The following is a 17197-nucleotide window of genomic DNA, read 5'->3' on the forward strand; positions in this document are numbered from 1 at the left end:
CCGACACGGTCTTAAGAGAAAGACCGACGGCAGCAATTACCGCTTCTCCGCTTTTTTCCTAGCCATGCATTGGCAAATACATGGCTGAACAAGGAACCGCAAGAGCGATCTTTCTTGTCTCCGTCTCATCGTAGATTTACTCAGTATGGCGGGATCAGATACTTGATGCTCAAAATTCCTTATAGATTACGAATTTTCTGATCCCACGATTCCCCTCTGGCGTCCTACTGCCCCTTTTCTGAATCCCGTAGTCCCTGCTGTTTCTCGTTCAGCCATGGGGTGGTACAAGGTTTGCTTGTGAGTAGAGAGAGTACGACATCATCAGGCATCACGAACACATAAAACAACGTTCAACGAAGATCCAGGCTATGCAGGTTCAATCGATTGTCTCTGAAGCTCTCGCCGCTGTTGACTATACATCATCGGCTTTCCCCACCCAATCTGTGAAGAAAACAGAAGTGAAGAATGAAGAGGCGGTGCAGGTCCACACGAATAACTACAATTTCCGCAATATGACAGCTGATGAATTTGGAGGACTCGCCCGAAGCATGCATGAGAGAGGAATAATTAGTACGGACGAAGTCATGACCATGGCAATCGTTGAATTACGGGCCAAGAGAGCTGAGAACGGCACTTCTTTCATTCTTCCAGGCACGAACGTGAACATTCTTGACACTCAAGAGTATCAATTACAATCGATCGGACTAGGCCGGTTTGACTTGGCGACCTATGTCGAGAAGACGATCAATCTTCTCAAAAACCAGGGCGATGTAGGGGGAGAGCTCCTTCCACGATTTGAACGACTGAGCCAGATCATTCAAGCCATAGGAGCCGGAGAAAATGTTCCCCAATATGGGAAAATAATCAGTTAACCCACGAGTGTTCATGTAAGGTCATTCACTATCACCATTTCTTTCAAAGGAGAACTATGCCTAACCTGAAACTTCGTATGCTTACCACCTTCCTGTTTGTGTGCATCGCGTTGAACCAGACGGTGTTAGTTTGAGAATTTCATAAAGCTGAAGGAGTTGAAATTCCCTCAATGCTGCAAAAGCTTATCGATAGCCGTCTTGGTCCAGCGCCTCAAAAATTAATTAAAAAATATGAACGGATTAACAAAAGCGTCGAACAATCAAAGAAATACGCCCAAGGCCAGCCCCAGGGTTGAGCTACCTTCAGGTGAGCGGAGTGAATTCTCAACAGGGTGGAGTGGAAGACCTTTTTAATTTTCCCTTTGTTTCTGTTACGAATCAAAACCATGGCGGCAACTGTATGGTTGTTGAGACAGTACAACTTGGATATTCCAATGGGGATGTAGCGAAATTAGGCGGTGCCATACTCCCATCATTAGGCTCTCAGGGGATTACTGATCTTAGTGGAACGATTATCGGGTGGTGACGCTACTATAATGCTACCCCCAGCCAAGGGGGATTTTTTACGATTCAAGCTACGTCCTGTAGTGGATGTTTCCCCTCAAATACCTTATCTGATTCGTTAAGCATTCAGTAACGACTATTGCAACTACTCACCTGGAGGAAAATATTCCTTCGGGTGAGTCTTTTTTTCTCCTTTCATGACTTTCTCAATGCTTTTTCAATCTTGATGGCTACCAGTAGTTCATAAGACTACCTGTTAGCTTATTCGAAACCTGAGGAGGTTCTATTTTCGCTTTTTGCCAAAGCGAAAATGGACTCCTTCCGTGTTTCCGGGGAAATATTCGAACGTCCCTAGCCATCTACCTGATTTGCTTAACCCGCTCTTTCTTCTTTGCTTCAGCAAACTTCTCCTAACTCCACGGCTGATTTTGAAATTATTTGAGCATCAGTTGGACAAATAATTCCCACAGAATCCGGTCACATAATTCCGAAATCTACACAGAATCAAAAAACAAGAGTCAGCTTTTTGGGGAGATGATTCAAACATATGAGCAACATCGTTTAGGGGAAGAGTTTTTTGAGATTCAGCGTTACGGGGTCCGGCAAGCTCAGAGAAAGGGTTTTCTCACAGAAGATGACATTGATGCGCTCGTATTCAAAGAACGCCGGTCGTGAAGGTTGTATGTGATACCAATATTCACATTGTCAGGGTTTTTACAAGAACTCAACGTGTAAAGTGCGCAATGCACAGAAAACACCAGAAAGAGGAAGTAGACAAGGACAAAACCCAAAAAGCATGTACCGATGGGCAGCGGTGTAACGCCAGCTATGTTTGCTCTTGAGCGTCAGCCTTTGCCTTGATTGACGAGCAGTTCTCTCGGGAGCAGAAATTCAACGTCTTCTTCGACCACGGTTAATTCCTCTAATTCATCCGCGCCTAATGTCCGAAGATAATCGACGACCTCGGTCACGAGAACTTCTGGGGCGGAAGCTCCTGCCGCAATGCCAATGGCGTTCGCTCCCTCTAGCCATTCAGGCTTAATGTCCTGGTAGGAATCAATCAGGTACGAAGCCTTCCCACATCGCTCGCCAAGCTCTTTGAGTCTGTTGGAATTCGAGCTGTTCGGAGACCCAATGACTAAAATGACATCGACATACTTGGCCAGTTCCTTCACGGCATTCTGCCGGTTTTGCGTGGCGTAGCAAATATCTTCCTGATGAGGGCCCTTGATGCCAGGGAACCGTCGATTCAAGGCCTGAACAATATCCCGACATTCATCGACGCTAAGTGTCGTCTGCGTGACATACGACAAATGATCCGAATTTTCGACCACGAGACTCTCGACATCCTCCACGGAGGAAACCAGATGAAACTTATCAGGAACCTGTCCAAGTGTACCAACCACTTCTGGATGTCCGGAATGCCCAATGAGAATCAGTTCGTACTGATTGGTGTAATCACGATTAACTTCATTATGCACCTTAATGACGAGAGGACAGGTGGCATCAATGATTTTGAGATTGCGTCGATTGGCTTCTTCCCACACACTTTTCGCTACTCCATGCGCACTAAAGATGACGATGGCTCCATCGGGCACTTCGTCTAATTCTTCGACAAACACGGCCCCTTTATCTCGAAGAGAATTGACGACATGACGACTATGCACAATTTCATGACGGACATAAATCGGTGCGCCATAGGTTTTGAGTGATAAATCAACAATTTCAATAGCCCGGTCTACTCCTGCACAGAATCCGCGCGGATCCGCTAAGTAAATTTTCACTCTCCCCCCCTTTATGATCTATCCGTTCACAATATGGTGTTCAGTACTTCGTCAGCTTTCGTATTCATCAACGACAGACATGCCAAAGCCGTAATTTCTATGTGGCATTCTATCTGCTCCTGCTAATGGTTGCAAAGTGAGCAGTCAAAAAACGACTCATTGAACCATTCGTAGCAATGTCTGTCCACACGACACCCATCGAAATCAGGTTATAGCAGGAAACGCTTCAAAATGAGGATGCCCGTAATTGGGGAACTTCATTCCGATTCGAAAACATCCAGCGTAACCGAACCACACGGTGTTCCATTAGAGCATAGCTGCCTCTCTCAACTCACTGGTGGATCGATACACCGCCTCGTCAAACGCGGCCTCCCATTCTGTCACAGTCGCATCAACACCAACTGGATACAAAATAGATCGAGAGGCATTCACCACCCCACCCTCCAAACATTTCGGCCCCCTGACAAATCCTGCGAGGGCGTCCTTTGCCGACGCACCTTGTGCCCCATACCCAGGCACTAAAAAGAGCGAATGGGGGAGAATCTCTCGGATTCTCATTGCATCCGCTGGATACGTTCCACCAACAACGATACCGATACTCGACCATCCACTCGTGCCAATCGTATTGGGCAGCAATCGAATCAGGCTTTTCGCTACATGACAATACAGGAAATCATGATCGACGTTGAGCCCTTGAAACTCAGCAGCACCGGGATTGCTGGTTTTGACAAGCACAAAAATACCGGCCCCATCATGAATAACATGTGGCAAAAACGGCTCAATCGTTTCAGTGCCAAGGTACGCATTGAGTGTGATTGCATTGGCCGACTCGGCTCTGGACGGATCAATCAATGCGGCATAGGCGGCAGCGGTCGACCCAATATCTCCTCTTTTGGCATCCAGAATGACAGGCATTCCCTGCTGCTTACATGTGACCATTAACTCTTCGAGCACCCGTATTCCACTAGCTCCATATTGTTCGAAGAACGCACTTTGCGGTTTCACGGCAACGACCTTGCCGTTCAATCGCTTCACGACCTCATGAAAAAACGTCGCCATACCTTCGACCGGAGAAACCTCCCGTCCATTATTTGCAAAAAAGATTTTTGGAATACGATCAACATGGGGATCGAGTCCAACGCAGAGCGAGTGCCCAAACTTCCGTGTGCGTTCAATAATGACATCGGCAAAATTTATGTCACCCATGTGTCTGCTCTCTGCGGTCCTCTTCTATCTCAGAAAATCTGTGGCCATCAGACATTCACAGTACCAGCACTCACCATGGACACAGTACGAAAACTATTTACACCCGTCAATAAACACCTGGCGAAATGGCTCGATTCAACATCATACAGTACTCACCCACCACTCCATCGTATCAACGCGCCCCCCCAGGTCATGCCTCCCCCAATCGTTCCAAGAAGAATGAGCTGACCAGGCTTGAGGCGCCCTTGACGATTGGCAAAATCCAATGTGATCGGCAATGAAGCCGATGAGGTATTGCCCGTCTGTTCAATCACCGAAAACAGACAGCGAGCGGGGATATTCAATCGGCTCGCAAGTTTTGCCAAAATTCGACTATTGGCTTGGTGGAACATGACATGATCAACATCATCAATTGCGAGATGGTTCATCGCCAGAAGCTCTTGCAGGGCTGGAGCAAGCTGCTTGATTGCCACACGAAACAAGGATGCCCCCTCTAATCGAAGAGTATGACATTTTTCTTTGATCGTATCAGCAGACATTGGCTCACGAGATCCTCCTGCGGGAATGCGCACAAGGTTGGAATATTTTCCATCCGCAAATACCCGAACACGTTGTATTCCGACATGCGACTCTTGGCATTTAGACACGACGGCAGCTCCAGCTCCATCGCCAAACAACATGGACGTTCCCTTATCTCCAGGATCTAAGTATCGTGACTTGATCTCCGCCGCAACAATCAAACATCGCTCACTCTGACCAGACCGAATTAATGTATCAGCCATAGACAATCCATACAAAAAGCCTGAACACGAGGCACTGAAATCAAAGGCACTGGCTCCCTTCACTCCTAAACGGCCTTGCAACAGACTGGCCGTGGATGGAAAGGCCCCCATTTCCGGCGATGTCGTCGAGAACAGAATAGTGTCGATCTCACGGGCGTGCAGTCTGGCTTGCTCGAGCGCCTGCCGAGCAGCATGCTCTCCCAACAGAGAGCACTCATCAGCTTCACTGGCCCAATGCCGTGCACGAATTCCAGATACTCGATAGATATATGACTCATCGAGACCAAGATTCGTGGCTATCTCCTTATTCAAAACGACTCGAGACGGCAAAAACGACCCGGTTCCAATAATTGTTGCCCCAAACATGTCAGTCGCATCCTTGAGAATCATAGTGAGGTCTCGTGTAGGTCTTCCCGCACAGTGAGGCATAAAGGCATCGATGCAACACGGAATCACACATAGAATTTGCTTTAATTCTCATGACTTTGGTAGCCTGGCATGTTTTTTGTGTTATGGTAAACGTATGAAGGACTTCCCAATGCTCACACTAAGGTACCATACTTAATGAAACGACAAACCATCGCCTACAACCTTCTTATAAGCAGTGCTCTATGCGGCGCCATCTTTACTGGCTGCTCATCGACTCCAGAGCCTTCCTCATCCGATTCTCCTGCAATATTGAGTGGGACAGACGAACAAATTTTTGTGGGTGATTCAATTGAAATGAATTACGATCCCAATGTCATCATGAAACGCGCTGAAGCCTACTTTGAAAAAGAATCATTTCTTGAAGCCATCGTCGAATATAAACATTTTCTCGACCTTCATCGTAATCATATGTTAGCCCCCTATGCGCAATACAAGATTGCCATGAGTCACTATAAACGATTTAAAACAATTGATCGAGATCCTGAACCTATTCAAGAGTCGTTAGCCGCCTTTCGCAAGCTTGTCACGGAATTTCCTGACAGTCGCTATGAAGCCGAGGCGCACGAAAAAGTCTCTTCATGCCAAGAACATCTAGCCTTGCACGATTTATTCGTTGGAGAGTTTTATTACAATCGTGAATCCTATCTTGCCGCAGCTCACCGCTTCAAACAAATCGTGGAACGATACCCACATCTGGAAACGGCAGGCGAAGCCAAGTACCACCTAGCCGAAACATATGAAAAACTGGGAAATGTGGAATGGGCGAAAGATTGGCTTGTCGATCTGGCCCAAAAAGACACGGACCATCCATTTTATGACCGTGGCATGCAAATGCTCACCAAACTGCAGAACGACCATCCAAACCTTGAAATTCCAGAAATGCCAACTGAACAAGAACAACCTATCAGACTCGCGAAAGTTGAGCCTGCTTTATCACCAATGGACATTCTCGCGTTCCCTCCATTAGAAGAAAGCACGTCTCAGCAACCAGCCAATACCCTCTCGGAATGTTCCATTGGCTCATGGTGTGAATCGTCAGCCCTCACACCTACTCCTCGACCCATCACACCATCCCCGTCAAACGCGTCAACGCCTGCAACATGTCAAGCAGGGCAATGGTGCTAGAAGAGGGCGTCGCTCGACATTCAATAGGACCTGCCCTTTTTGGGGAGATGCCCCTTAAGTATGTTCTAGGTTTTAGTTAGAACTAGGGGAAAGAAAGACTATTGTCCGAGGTACCACCCAATACCGTTTCGTTCCAGGAAACTCGTAACCATGGTGACGGAATTTGCATATAACATCACGCCAATCGCAACCATAAGCGCTCCACTGACAATCGAGACCCCACCGAGGTAATGCCGTAACTTTTTAAAATGTGTCAGAAAGCTATCCACGCCAAACGCCGTGAGAAAAAACGGTAACCCCAGCCCTACTGAATAGGACGTTAAGAGCACGATGCCATCCTGCATGGACTCCGTCGTGCTCGCATAGGCCAGAATCCCACCCAGAACAGGTCCCACGCAGGGCGTCCAGCCTGCGGCAAATGCCGTCCCGACGAGAAACGATCCAATATATCCCAACGGCCGTTTTTCGAAATGCAACAGCTTCCGTTCAGTCATGAAGAACCGCATCTTAAGCACACCCATGAGGTAGAGCCCAAACACGGCAATAAGCACCCCCCCGACCTTTCGGATGAGGTCTTGATACTGATACAGCAATTGCCCGATAAAACTTGCCGATGCCCCAAAAGCAATAAACACCGAGGAAAACCCGGCGATAAAAAGCAACGAATTGATCATGATTGACTTCCGAAACCGCTCCCGCTCACGAACATTGGAGAGTTCCTCTACGGACAAGCCCGTGATGTACGAGAGATAGGAAGGCACTAACGGAAGCACACATGGGGAAATAAACGAAAGAAAGCCGGCGCTAAATGCGGCCAAGAGAGAAACTTGATTAAAGGAGTCCATCGTAGTCCAATGCCGGAGGAGGATCGAGGAGCGCCTGAATTATTTTTTTTGCCTCCTGACCGTTCCAGTCACGAGCGCCAAATACCCGATGTTGAATAATTCCTTTCCGATCAATGACATAACTGATCGGAAGCGTTCGAGCTCCATACTCCAATCCCACTTCATACTCAGGATCATGCAAAATTGGAAAGGTCAATCCCATGGCCTCCTGAAAAGGTTTTGTGACTTCTGTGCCTTGAGCATCCACCGAAACAGCCACAATTTCCAACCCCTGACTCTGCATCTCTCGATACAGGGCTTCCATGGCCGGCATCTCTACTCGACAGGGACCGCACCACGTTGCCCAAAAGTTTAGCAACACAACTTTGCCACTAAAATCTGACAAGCTGACGGACTTGCCTTCCATATTCTTCAGCGTGAATGGAGGTGAAGGCGCTCCGATAGTTGGCCACCCACGCTTGACTTGCATCTGCTGATCCTTCGAAGACACGTCGGAAAGCCCGGAATATCCGGAATCACAGCCCCAGATAGGCATGAGCAGACAGACCATCCCCAGAAGAACTATTCGAAGATGAGCGACCATTGAAGAGTAGGCATTCATGAAATTCAACTCAATATAAATCTAGCCAATTAGGCCGTCAACACACCGCACTTCATAAGTATACCACACCCGAACTTCCTGAGATTCATGTTGATCAAGATTCCCATCGATAGACGTGGCGTAAGTTCGGTTACCTAGGCTATAGTGCAATCGCATAATCGAAGGTCAAGTCAACGGCCTCACCCACAATCATTTAACACATGGAATCTCGCCATTCATGAAACGGCGAAAAAGCCGCAGGTAACCCTTAATACGCTCTCAATGGTCATCCAGACATTCCAACTCAGCAAATCATTTGGAAATTATCGGATTTTTGAAGATTTATCCTTTGAAATTCCAACTGGTGAGTGTTTTGCCCTTTTCGGATCCAATGGCGCCGGCAAAACCACGCTCCTACGAATTTTAGCGACACTGGTCAGACCGACGAGTGGCCAATTTACCATCCTTGGTCATGATGGCATTACTGAAAAAGAATCCGTCCGACAAGCCAGCATGTTTCTGGCCCATGGTTCACACTTATACGATGATCTCGATGCCATGGAAAACCTTCGCTTTGCCATGGCCATGCGAGGCCAACACCCAACTCTTCGAGAGTTAAAATTATCCTTGGACCAAGTCAGTCTTGGAGCATTCGGTGAAATGAAGACACGAATCTTCTCCGCCGGCATGAAACGACGTCTCGCCTTAGCCAAAGTAATCTTGGCTCAACCTCAAGTCCTTCTTTTAGACGAACCCTACAATGCCCTGGACGAAGGCGGCGTCCAAGTGACCAATCATATCATTCGTGAAGTCACTCAACGAGCTGGCGTCGTCGTCATGACCACCCATGATCGAGAAAAAGCCGCCAAGGTGGCTCACCGAACAGGCCTTCTCCATCAAGGCCTCTTAACTTTTTCACATACGGACAATTACCAAGCCCATGACATTTCTTAGAGTAATTCAATGGGTGGTCTGGAAAGACCTTATCAGTGAAATGCGAAGTCGGGAGACCCTGTCTTCCATGCTCTTCTTTGCTCTCATCGTTATTCTTGTCTTCAGCTTTAGCTTCGCCATGGATCAAGATGCCGCGCAACAACTGATCGCCGGCATTATTTGGGTCTCCTTCGCCTTCACCGGCATCATTGGCTTAGGGAAGTCTTTTTCCGCAGAACTGCAAAATGACGCCCTGGAATATCTTCAGATGAGTCCAGCCCCGAAAGGGGCCATCTATCTGGGCAAGATGCTTGGAAATTTATTGTTCATGCTCGTCGTCGAAGTCATGCTCTTTCCCCTGTTCGTTCTCTTCTTCAATCTGAATATTGTTGAAGAAATTGACCTTCTTCTGTTAATCTTTTTCTTAGCGACACTGGGACTTTCAGCCGTTGGGACGCTATTTTCGGCACTGACCGTTCAGATTCGTGCCAGAGAAGTCATGCTTCCCGTCTTGCTGCTCCCATTGGCTGTTCCAGTGATGATTGCTGCGGTTGAGGCCACACGAGGCGCACTCAATGCTCAACCTTTGGCACTCTACTTCCACTGGATAGAATTACTGACAATTTTTGATGTCATCTTCACGGTTGTGTCTTTTTGGTTATTTGAGTTGATTCTGGATTCATAGCCTCCGGTATAATCCTCTCTAAGGGATCTTACAATTCCAGGTCCTTCAAGAACAGCCTTCACTTCGTCTTCGGCCTTATCATGATGAATCGATTCATTAGACGCATTCAACGGTTTAAGGGATGGTTTGGTGCAGCCGCAGCTTTTTGCATATTCTACGGACTCTATTTGGGATTATTCGACTCACCGCCTGATTATTATCAAGGGGAAGTTGTGCGCATTATGTATGTGCACGTCCCCCTTGCCCATACCTCGCTCATGGCCTACGCATCGCTCTTTCTCGGCAGTCTCTGGTATCTATGGAAACGAGACCCGTTAGTCGACAATATGTGTCAAGCAGCTGCAGGCCTCACCGTCATCTTTACCATGTTATCGCTTATTACTGGCGCTATTTGGGCGAAACCTACCTGGAATACCTGGTGGACGTGGGACCCCAAACTGGTCTCATTTGCTATCCTGCTGCTCATTGCGTCAGGATATCTTATGCTACGAACCTTTGTAGAAGATCCAGATAAAGAAGGGCGATATGCTGCAGTCATGGCCATCGTTGGTGGCATCGACTTGCCAATTATTTATTTTTCGGCTGAGTGGTGGCGATCGCTCCATCAACCGCTATCCATTTCCATGCGGGGAGTGAGTATGTCTGGAGATATTCTGCTGCCTTTATCAATCATGAGTCTTGGACTCAATCTATTGTTTCTCTACATGCTCATGGTTCGAACACAAATGCTATACTTAACGAATCTGCTGCAGGCAAAAAAAGGACGCCTTCTCAGCCAAGTGCACCTCACTCAAACCAGCTCATGACCGGGTTCTATCTGAGATGGGCAGGCGTGATTGTGATGGCCATACTATTGACCGTCCTTGCTACCAGGAACTATCAAGAAAATTTGGCCAGCGTGAGCCCGGCAGCCGTGATCGCAGGCGAGCATTCGCAAGCCCCCATCCGAGTGCAGGGAATGGTCGGAAGCGGCAGCTTGACCGGAAGCCCCGAAGAAGGGCATGCTGAGTTTGCATTGCTGGGGGAGACGAAGAATCTCAAGGTCCAGTATCAGGGGCCGCCTCTGGAAAACCTGCGTGAATTAAAAACACTGATCCTGATTGGACGGTGGGATCCAGAAGCCCAGATGTTTCAAGCGAAGGAGACCGCGCTAGTCACGAATTATGGATTTGTTGCGAGTGCGTATCTCATTGCTTTTGTCGTGCTCGTGGCAAGTGTGTTTTCGATGAGTCGCAAAGTGACGTGCTTGTTTCAGGAAATCAAAGAATCCAAACTCTATGAACCCGAGTTCGAGACCCATGTGGACCAAAGGTAAAAAAACCAGTCTGATTCTGAGCATTCTTCTTGTCGCTGGAGCCCTGGGCTACTTAGCCTTAGGAAACTTCGGCGAGAACCTTGTCTATTTCGTGACACCATCTGAAGTTCGCGCTTTTTCAGCTGAGCAATCACAGAAAAAAATCCGTGTGGCAGGCATGGTTGTTAAAAAAAGCATCAAAACTCAGGCCGATCCCGTCGGCCTGACCTTTGAACTCACAGATGGAGAAGCCACAATCCCGGTAGTGTTTCAAGGCATCCCTCCTGATCTCTTTAAAGAAGGACAAGGAGCCGTTGCTGAAGGACATTGGAAGTCCGATAAGATTTTTCATTCTAAGATGATCATGGCCAAACACTCGGAAGACTACATGCCGATTGAAATGAAACGGGCTGGCGTCGAGTTGCCGAAAAAGGATTTCATGAAGACGCTTCGGTAATGTTGGGAATTGTAAGAGGAATGAAGAGACAAGAGGTTTTTAAAGAACGATGTATCATGACATGATCAGAAACTCCTTCCTTCCTACTGACGGCTGCCAGTAGGGTCTCCAGAATAAAAGTGCAAACACGTTTCATTTCGTCCAACTCCCGCAATTGAATGAAATACATTACGACTTATGATTATTGAGATTGGCCATTTTTCTGTTGTCGTTGCCTGGGTCCTTACCCTAATGGGTATTGGCTCATCCGTCGTCGCACTCAGATCACGAAATGCGGACTGGGTTCGAGTAGGGCGCATTACCGTCACTCTGACGTTCGTATTGCTGTTTATCGGCATGGCTACGCTTGTGTATTCATTTCTCATGAGAGACTTTTCCGTTCTCTACGTCGCCAATAACTCCAATTCGAAACTGCCATTTTTCTATACAGTTGCCGCAGTTTGGGGTGGACATGAAGGTTCGTTGCTGCTCTGGGCTTTTATCCTTTCGTCATTCAGCACCTTAGCCGTTTGGCTACATTGGCGTACTCAACCAACCATTATGCCCTATCTGATCGCGGTGGAATCGGCGGTCATGCTTGGATTTCTTTCTCTGATCGTATTCCTCTCCAGCCCGTTTGCCCGCTTAGTTCCAACCCCACTTGATGGCAAGGACCTCAATCCGTTGCTTCAAGATCCGGCCATGGTCATGCATCCTCCAATGCTCTATATGGGCTATGTAGGCTTCTCCATTCCTTTTTCCTTTGCGATGGCCGCCCTGTTTTCAGGTCGTCTCGGAGAAGAATGGATTAAGGTCACACAGCGATGGACTATTTTTGCTTGGCTCTGCCTGACTACTGGCATTCTGCTTGGAGGATATTGGGCCTATTACGAACTCGGGTGGGGAGGCTACTGGGGATGGGATCCCGTTGAAAACGCATCGTTTATGCCTTGGCTGGTGGGGACAGCCTATCTTCATTCCGTCCTTGTGCAAGAAAAGCGAAAGATGTTCAAGGTATGGAATTTACTCTTGATTATCGTGACGTTTTCGCTGTCGCTTATTGGCACATTTTTAGTCAGAAGCGGGGTGCTAACCTCGGTTCATACCTTCGCAACCGACCCGGAACGTGGACTCTATATCCTTATTTTTATTACGACCATCATTGGCACAGCCTTTGGAGCCTTGATCATTCAATCAAAAAAACTCAAGAGTCAGATAGAAATGGATTCGTTTATTTCACGGGAATCCATCTTTCTCTTCAATAACTTATTTTTTCTGGTCGCCGCTGCAACGGTGTTTCTCGGGACACTCTATCCGCTAATGGTGGAAACCCTGCAAGGCGGAAAAGTGACGGTGGGCCCTCCGTATTACAATGCGGTCTTCATGCCGATTGCCCTAGGCCTGCTCTTTCTCATGGGCATCGGACCGTACATTCCGTGGCGTAAGGCTTCTGCCAGTAATTTAAAGAAAAACTTTCTAGTTCCACTTATTGCCGGACTTGTGACAATTGTTCTCCTGTTTATTTCCGGAATCCATAGTCTCTACGCCTTGGCTGGCGGGTTTGTTGTCGGGTTTTCCGGTTCAGCTATTTTTCTCGATTTTGGGAAAATTTCCAAATTGTATGCAAATCGCGAACATGTCAATATTTTCAAAGGTTTTTTGAAAGCTTTCTCAGCCAATCAGCGCCGATATTCGAGCCTGATCACCCACATTGGGGTCTTAATCTTGGTCATTGGCATAATAGCCTCAACGATTTATCAAACAGAAAAAGTCGTCTCCATGAAAGTGGGAGACAGCTTTTCCATTGCCAACTATGAGATGAAACTCCTGAATATTCATGAAGTCGAAGGCAAAAACTGGAAAGCCCAAGAAGGGGTGTTCGAGGTTACGGAAGGTAATGAAGTCATCACGAAACTCAGACCGCAAAAACGTGTCTATACGGCATCGCAAAGTCCGACGACAGAATCAGCGATTCATGCTATCAATATGGGGCATATCTTTCTGACCATGCCAGATGTCTCAGCAGATGGCGTCGCGGTCGCTCGAGGCGTGATTAATCCCCTCATTCTGTGGGTATGGGGCGGAGGTGGTATTATGGGGCTAGGCGTCTTACTCAATATTTTTCGACCACGAAGACGGGAAGAATGAGTCGCGGCTTACAAATTTCATTGACCTTAGGGTTGCTCGCCCTCTTCGCTCTCTTTTATCAAGGGCTATGGGGGGATCCTCGCAGTATACCCACAGTCCTTATTGGAACGACTGCGCCGACTTTTACGGGTCCGGATGTTGAGTCAGGACAAACGATTTCTCTTGATCAATATAAAGGCAAGGTTGTCTTGCTCAATTTCTGGGCATCCTGGTGCTACGAGTGCAAAGTGGAACACAAAGACATCCTTCGCCTTCATCAGCAATTTAAAGATCACCCGGACTTTGTGATGTTAGGAATCAATTATCAAGATGAATTGCCTGATGCCAAGAAATATCTCAAGACCTATGGCTCGACCTTTCAACATGTCCGCGACATTAAAGGGACCTTGGCGATTGATTATGGAGTCTACGGCGTACCTGAGACATTTGTGATTGATCAGCAAGGCGTCATCCGACATAAATGGGTCGGCCCAATCGTCGGACAAGTCTATACCAATCTGACAGAAAACGTAATTTCTCCACTTTTGAATAACACACAATCCTCAACATGATACGCCGCTGCCTCCTGCTTTGTTTCGTGATGCTTTTGACTCTCTCCTGGCAAACGTTTGCCAAAGTGGTCGATGAAACCGAGTTGGACGTGCAAGTTCGTGAAATCGCAAAAACGCTCCGCTGCACGGTCTGCCAAACAGAAAACATTTGGGAATCCGGCGCTCCATTGGCCATTCAAATGCGGAGCGCGATTCGAGAACGATTGACCCTTGGGCATTCCCCTGAGGAAATTCACGCCTACTTTCTCAGCCGATATGGCGATTACATCCTCATGCAACCCCCCAAACATGGGATGAACTGGTTGATTTGGGTTGCACCATTTGCCCTGCTGCTTGTCGGGGGATTTTTCCTCTATAAAGAAGTAAAACTGTGGGTCAGGCCATCATCACCAACACCACAGCATCAGCCTCCTCCTCTTGATCAGGAAGCCCGTGAACGAATCGAACGGGAACTTCACCATCCTTAAGCGCGTATCTGCTAACAACAATGCTACTTATTCCCGTTATCACGATCCTCATTTTTGTCATCCTGGCAATCACGTCTCCGTTTTGGCGAAAAGACCCAAATCCATTCTCCCCGTTTCACAATGACGATCGACAGCAAGAACTGGCCGATCTCGTTGTTGAACGTGAGGTGCTCGTCCGTTCGTTACAAGAACTCGATGTTGAACTTGCTCAAAAGCGAATGGAACCAGAAGATCATGCACGACTTAAGGTGACAGATGAACATCGCCTCCTACACGTTCTTGATCGGCTTGAACTATTGCAGAAGGACGCCGCCGATGACGCCAAAGTCCAACAGGCGACTCCACTCCGAAAAAAAATATGGCTACCAGCAACGATCTGTGCATTGATCGTTCTCTTTTCCTCATTGGGAACCTATTTGTGGGTACAAATTCAAGCCCTAGAAAAACTCACAGCCTCGCAGGCTCAGACACCAGGAGACGGCAATGGACCAAATCCACTAGAAATGGTGGCAAAACTGGAGGAACGATTACGCAAAAACCCAGATGACCTGGAAGGGCAAATCATGGCAGGACGCTCGTATCAGGTCCTTAACCGATATGAAGAAGCGCATAAGGCTTGGACGAAAGTACTAGAACTGCAGCCTCGCAACAATGAAGCATTATATAATTTAGGCGTTATTTTGATTGAAACACGAAAATTTGATGACCCCGAAGTCTTTAACACCGCTCTGGGCTATTTTGATAAAGTGTTGATCGACCGCCCGAACGAGCCCGGTGTCAATTGGTACCGGGGGTTAACCTTGTGGTACCTCAAACGACCCCGCGAAGCCGAAGATGCCTGGGCCTTGGCCTTTAAAAACCTTGACCCTGCAAGTCCCGATGCAAAGTTTGTCAAAGACGCACTCGCGAAACTGCGAGCCGGAGAAACGCCGTTCTAGATCGATTGAGGATTCAAAACTTCACACTCCTAGTGATTCCTCCGCCTCCAATAATCGGAACAATCGATTACACCTCACCATTGTTCATTACATCGATGAAAGATATGTTGCGACAAATAGGATAACGAGTGTTAGCACAAGAATCATTTGCTGAACAAACGCCGCCCGCCGAATGTTGCTCATCACCACTTGCGGTTTCACAGATTGTTGCGATGATGACGCGTACGGATCTAATACAAAGTCATGGATTAAGACTAAGCCAAATGCAATGGCAAAGAGAAAGAGTTTAAGCATGAGCACCACGCCCCACTCCGTTTCGATTCTCGCCGATCCGCCTTCGCTCAACATATTAAAGGCCCCAGTTAAGATAAGCGCAATAAGGCTCATCCATGTGATCGTCCGAAATCGTTGACCCGTCTGTCGTAAGACTTCGTTCGACTCAGGCTCCTTCCCCTGAGAACGCAACACAGGCCTGAGCACAAGGTGCAAATAGATCAGCCCACCAATGAAGGTAATGGCGGCAACAAGGTGAATCCAGACGACGAAAAATAGAGGCATAGGCGTAATGGCTTTCTGAGTAATTGTGGCGGGACGTACTGTATTCCGAATTGTTTTGTGGAAAAACTATACTTCAGCCTTTTCCAAGCCGTCAAAGGCTGACTGAAAATTACCTCTCGGAGTGCTCAAGACATCAGGGGGAAGGTATTATAGCGAAACCACGTAACTTCCAACCGAATGTACATCATGCACACAGCGCAACAACACACGTCGGACAGACGGAAGTAAATTGGAACGGCTATAACTATCGTATTGACCAGCGATCATACACCGATGGGTGGGGAAATTTACAAGCAGAGCAGGGAAGTCCGCATAGGACAATCGCGTTGACACTCAATCTCGATACCGCTCCAAGGTTCGAGTGTGAATGGACAAGCAGGGCCAGATGATTTCACTCACGACGACGAACCCAATCGTCGTGAAATACGTTCCCGTGCCCTTTCAGGTTCTAGATTTCCTTCGTCACACACAACACGGGATTATTTAATACGCTTTCTTGGCGCCATTGGTTTTCATTTCAATTGTGCCATTGAGCACCACGCCATTTTCCATGGATAATTGCGGAGTGTTCAAAGACCCTTCCATGACGGCTGTGGCTAAAAGCTGGACTTTTTCCTTTGCCACAATATCTCCCTTAATTTCTCCACGACTGATCACGGAACCCGCGCTAATTTTGGCGGTAATCACGGCTTGCTCACCGACTAGGAGCGTGCCTTCGGTATGCAATTCTCCATCAAGTTTTCCATCGATCTGCACGCTTCCTTGATAACTAATCACACCCTTAAATTCAACGCCAGGACCAATAAACGCGACAACGTCACCCTTCACTCCTGCTGGGGTTGACCCATTTCGATAGCCCGAGCTTCCACCATTCGTCGTTGTACCGGTTGATTGTCCATTCATCGTATCTCGTTCATCTAATTCAATTGCCATGACGCATTCCTTTCCCCTTTAGTGGGACAATTATGTGGATGTGACCTGTACCAGACCATGTTGTATGCACTCATCATCATTCTCAAACTGTTGTCGGTGGTTAGTGGAATTTTCTTTAGTCTGCTGG

Annotated in this window: 20 protein-coding genes; 13 read left to right on the forward strand and 7 right to left on the reverse strand. The window is 47.5% G+C overall.

Annotated features, from left to right (window positions below):
• Positions 1 to 368 precede the first annotated feature (368 nt).
• The 3 genes from ACWHX8_RS15410 (at position 369) to ACWHX8_RS15420 (ending at position 2051) form a co-directional block, all read left to right on the forward strand.
• Positions 369 to 872 (forward strand): hypothetical protein, encoded by a 504-nt coding sequence (locus ACWHX8_RS15410; RefSeq protein ID WP_447969021.1) that lies wholly within the window; start codon positions 369 to 371, stop codon positions 870 to 872.
• Positions 873 to 1164: 292 nt separating this feature from the next.
• On the forward strand, positions 1165 to 1398 hold the full coding sequence (locus tag ACWHX8_RS15415) for a DUF4879 domain-containing protein (protein ID WP_447969022.1): 234 nt from the start codon (positions 1165 to 1167) through the stop codon (positions 1396 to 1398).
• 512 nt (positions 1399 to 1910) lie between these two features.
• Entirely contained in the window at positions 1911 to 2051 is a 141-nt protein-coding gene (locus tag ACWHX8_RS15420) for a hypothetical protein (RefSeq protein ID WP_447969023.1), read from the forward strand.
• A 170-nt stretch (positions 2052 to 2221) separates the two neighbouring features.
• Here ACWHX8_RS15420 and ispH read toward each other — a convergent pair whose 3' ends face one another.
• The 3 genes from ispH to ACWHX8_RS15435 all read right to left on the reverse strand — a co-directional run bounded on the left by ispH (position 2222) and on the right by ACWHX8_RS15435 (position 5514).
• Positions 2222 to 3160, reverse strand: a complete 939-nt coding sequence (ispH, locus tag ACWHX8_RS15425; protein ID WP_447969024.1) for a 4-hydroxy-3-methylbut-2-enyl diphosphate reductase — start codon at positions 3158 to 3160, stop codon at positions 2222 to 2224.
• A gap of 306 nt (positions 3161 to 3466) precedes the next feature.
• A complete protein-coding gene (pyrF, locus tag ACWHX8_RS15430) occupies positions 3467 to 4366 on the reverse strand; it encodes an orotidine-5'-phosphate decarboxylase (protein WP_447969025.1) in 900 nt (299 codons plus the stop codon).
• 152 nt (positions 4367 to 4518) lie between these two features.
• Entirely contained in the window at positions 4519 to 5514 is a 996-nt protein-coding gene (locus tag ACWHX8_RS15435; RefSeq protein WP_447969026.1) for a 3-oxoacyl-ACP synthase III family protein, read from the reverse strand.
• Positions 5515 to 5712: 198 nt separating this feature from the next.
• On the opposite strand from ACWHX8_RS15435, the gene ACWHX8_RS15440 reads away from it, so the two are divergent.
• Positions 5713 to 6702, forward strand: a complete 990-nt coding sequence (locus ACWHX8_RS15440; RefSeq protein WP_447969027.1) for an outer membrane protein assembly factor BamD — start codon at positions 5713 to 5715, stop codon at positions 6700 to 6702.
• A gap of 98 nt (positions 6703 to 6800) precedes the next feature.
• On the opposite strand, the gene ACWHX8_RS15445 is transcribed toward ACWHX8_RS15440, so the two are convergent.
• Together ACWHX8_RS15445 and ACWHX8_RS15450 are read right to left on the reverse strand one after the other, a co-directional pair.
• A complete protein-coding gene (locus tag ACWHX8_RS15445) occupies positions 6801 to 7547 on the reverse strand; it encodes a cytochrome c biogenesis CcdA family protein (RefSeq protein ID WP_447969028.1) in 747 nt (248 codons plus the stop codon).
• The gene (locus tag ACWHX8_RS15450; RefSeq protein ID WP_447969029.1) at positions 7534 to 8148 is read right to left on the reverse strand and encodes a peroxiredoxin family protein; all 615 of its coding nucleotides are present in this window, start codon (positions 8146 to 8148) and stop codon (positions 7534 to 7536) included. Before ACWHX8_RS15450 ends, ACWHX8_RS15445 begins: the two co-directional genes overlap by 14 nt.
• Before the next feature lie 144 nt (positions 8149 to 8292).
• Here ACWHX8_RS15450 and ccmA point away from each other — a divergent pair, with 144 nt between their 5' ends.
• The 9 genes from ccmA (at position 8293) to ACWHX8_RS15495 (ending at position 15579) form a co-directional block, all read left to right on the forward strand.
• Positions 8293 to 9081 (forward strand): heme ABC exporter ATP-binding protein CcmA, encoded by a 789-nt coding sequence (ccmA, locus tag ACWHX8_RS15455; protein WP_447969030.1) that lies wholly within the window; start codon positions 8293 to 8295, stop codon positions 9079 to 9081.
• Positions 9068 to 9745 carry a heme exporter protein CcmB gene (locus ACWHX8_RS15460; protein WP_447969031.1) on the forward strand — a complete coding sequence of 226 codons (678 nt, stop codon included), beginning with the start codon at positions 9068 to 9070 and terminating at the stop codon, positions 9743 to 9745. Before ccmA ends, ACWHX8_RS15460 begins: the two co-directional genes overlap by 14 nt.
• Positions 9746 to 9825: 80 nt before the next feature.
• Positions 9826 to 10551, forward strand: coding sequence for a cytochrome c biogenesis protein CcsA (gene ccsA, locus ACWHX8_RS15465; RefSeq protein WP_447969032.1), 726 nt, complete (start codon positions 9826 to 9828; stop codon positions 10549 to 10551).
• The gene (locus ACWHX8_RS15470) at positions 10548 to 11060 is read left to right on the forward strand and encodes a cytochrome c maturation protein CcmE domain-containing protein (RefSeq protein WP_447969033.1); all 513 of its coding nucleotides are present in this window, start codon (positions 10548 to 10550) and stop codon (positions 11058 to 11060) included. The genes ccsA and ACWHX8_RS15470 overlap by 4 nt, the downstream gene beginning before the upstream one ends.
• On the forward strand, positions 11044 to 11496 hold the full coding sequence (gene ccmE / locus ACWHX8_RS15475) for a cytochrome c maturation protein CcmE (RefSeq protein ID WP_447969034.1): 453 nt from the start codon (positions 11044 to 11046) through the stop codon (positions 11494 to 11496). Before ACWHX8_RS15470 ends, ccmE begins: the two co-directional genes overlap by 17 nt.
• Positions 11497 to 11673: 177 nt before the next feature.
• Positions 11674 to 13623 carry a heme lyase CcmF/NrfE family subunit gene (locus tag ACWHX8_RS15480; protein ID WP_447969035.1) on the forward strand — a complete coding sequence of 650 codons (1950 nt, stop codon included), beginning with the start codon at positions 11674 to 11676 and terminating at the stop codon, positions 13621 to 13623.
• Positions 13620 to 14174: a TlpA family protein disulfide reductase gene (locus ACWHX8_RS15485; RefSeq protein ID WP_447969036.1), complete on the forward strand. Its 555-nt coding sequence runs from the start codon at positions 13620 to 13622 to the stop codon at positions 14172 to 14174. The genes ACWHX8_RS15480 and ACWHX8_RS15485 overlap by 4 nt, the downstream gene beginning before the upstream one ends.
• A gap of 26 nt (positions 14175 to 14200) precedes the next feature.
• Entirely contained in the window at positions 14201 to 14641 is a 441-nt protein-coding gene (locus tag ACWHX8_RS15490; RefSeq protein WP_447969037.1) for a cytochrome c-type biogenesis protein, read from the forward strand.
• Between the two features lie 20 nt (positions 14642 to 14661).
• Positions 14662 to 15579, forward strand: coding sequence for a tetratricopeptide repeat protein (locus tag ACWHX8_RS15495; protein ID WP_447969038.1), 918 nt, complete (start codon positions 14662 to 14664; stop codon positions 15577 to 15579).
• Positions 15580 to 15666: 87 nt separating this feature from the next.
• On the opposite strand, the gene ACWHX8_RS15500 is transcribed toward ACWHX8_RS15495, so the two are convergent.
• Complete coding sequence (locus ACWHX8_RS15500; RefSeq protein ID WP_447969039.1) at positions 15667 to 16137, reverse strand: DUF4149 domain-containing protein; 471 nt, start codon at positions 16135 to 16137, stop codon at positions 15667 to 15669.
• A gap of 483 nt (positions 16138 to 16620) precedes the next feature.
• On the reverse strand, positions 16621 to 17070 hold the full coding sequence (locus ACWHX8_RS15505) for a bactofilin family protein (RefSeq protein ID WP_447969040.1): 450 nt from the start codon (positions 17068 to 17070) through the stop codon (positions 16621 to 16623).
• Positions 17071 to 17197 lie beyond the last annotated feature (127 nt).

The sequence above is a fragment of the Nitrospira sp. M1 genome (genome assembly GCF_965152605.1).

What these genes read in the sequence shown, in the direction of transcription:
- ACWHX8_RS15410 (WP_447969021.1), top strand. Translation starts at nt 369, where the DNA reads ATGCAGGTTCAATCGATTGTCTCTGAAGCTCTCGCCGCTGTTGACTAT.
- ACWHX8_RS15420 (WP_447969023.1), top strand. Translation starts at nt 1,911, where the DNA reads ATGATTCAAACATATGAGCAACATCGTTTAGGGGAAGAGTTTTTTGAG.
- pyrF (WP_447969025.1), bottom strand. Translation starts at nt 4,366, where the DNA reads ATGGGTGACATAAATTTTGCCGATGTCATTATTGAACGCACACGGAAG.
- ACWHX8_RS15435 (WP_447969026.1), bottom strand. Translation starts at nt 5,514, where the DNA reads ATGTTTGGGGCAACAATTATTGGAACCGGGTCGTTTTTGCCGTCTCGA.
- ACWHX8_RS15440 (WP_447969027.1), top strand. Translation starts at nt 5,713, where the DNA reads ATGAAACGACAAACCATCGCCTACAACCTTCTTATAAGCAGTGCTCTA.
- ACWHX8_RS15445 (WP_447969028.1), bottom strand. Translation starts at nt 7,547, where the DNA reads ATGGACTCCTTTAATCAAGTTTCTCTCTTGGCCGCATTTAGCGCCGGC.
- ACWHX8_RS15450 (WP_447969029.1), bottom strand. Translation starts at nt 8,148, where the DNA reads ATGAATGCCTACTCTTCAATGGTCGCTCATCTTCGAATAGTTCTTCTG.
- ACWHX8_RS15460 (WP_447969031.1), top strand. Translation starts at nt 9,068, where the DNA reads ATGACATTTCTTAGAGTAATTCAATGGGTGGTCTGGAAAGACCTTATC.
- ccsA (WP_447969032.1), top strand. Translation starts at nt 9,826, where the DNA reads ATGATGAATCGATTCATTAGACGCATTCAACGGTTTAAGGGATGGTTT.
- ACWHX8_RS15470 (WP_447969033.1), top strand. Translation starts at nt 10,548, where the DNA reads ATGACCGGGTTCTATCTGAGATGGGCAGGCGTGATTGTGATGGCCATA.
- ccmE (WP_447969034.1), top strand. Translation starts at nt 11,044, where the DNA reads ATGTGGACCAAAGGTAAAAAAACCAGTCTGATTCTGAGCATTCTTCTT.
- ACWHX8_RS15480 (WP_447969035.1), top strand. Translation starts at nt 11,674, where the DNA reads ATGATTATTGAGATTGGCCATTTTTCTGTTGTCGTTGCCTGGGTCCTT.
- ACWHX8_RS15485 (WP_447969036.1), top strand. Translation starts at nt 13,620, where the DNA reads ATGAGTCGCGGCTTACAAATTTCATTGACCTTAGGGTTGCTCGCCCTC.
- ACWHX8_RS15495 (WP_447969038.1), top strand. Translation starts at nt 14,662, where the DNA reads ATGCTACTTATTCCCGTTATCACGATCCTCATTTTTGTCATCCTGGCA.
- ACWHX8_RS15500 (WP_447969039.1), bottom strand. Translation starts at nt 16,137, where the DNA reads ATGCCTCTATTTTTCGTCGTCTGGATTCACCTTGTTGCCGCCATTACC.
- ACWHX8_RS15505 (WP_447969040.1), bottom strand. Translation starts at nt 17,070, where the DNA reads ATGGCAATTGAATTAGATGAACGAGATACGATGAATGGACAATCAACC.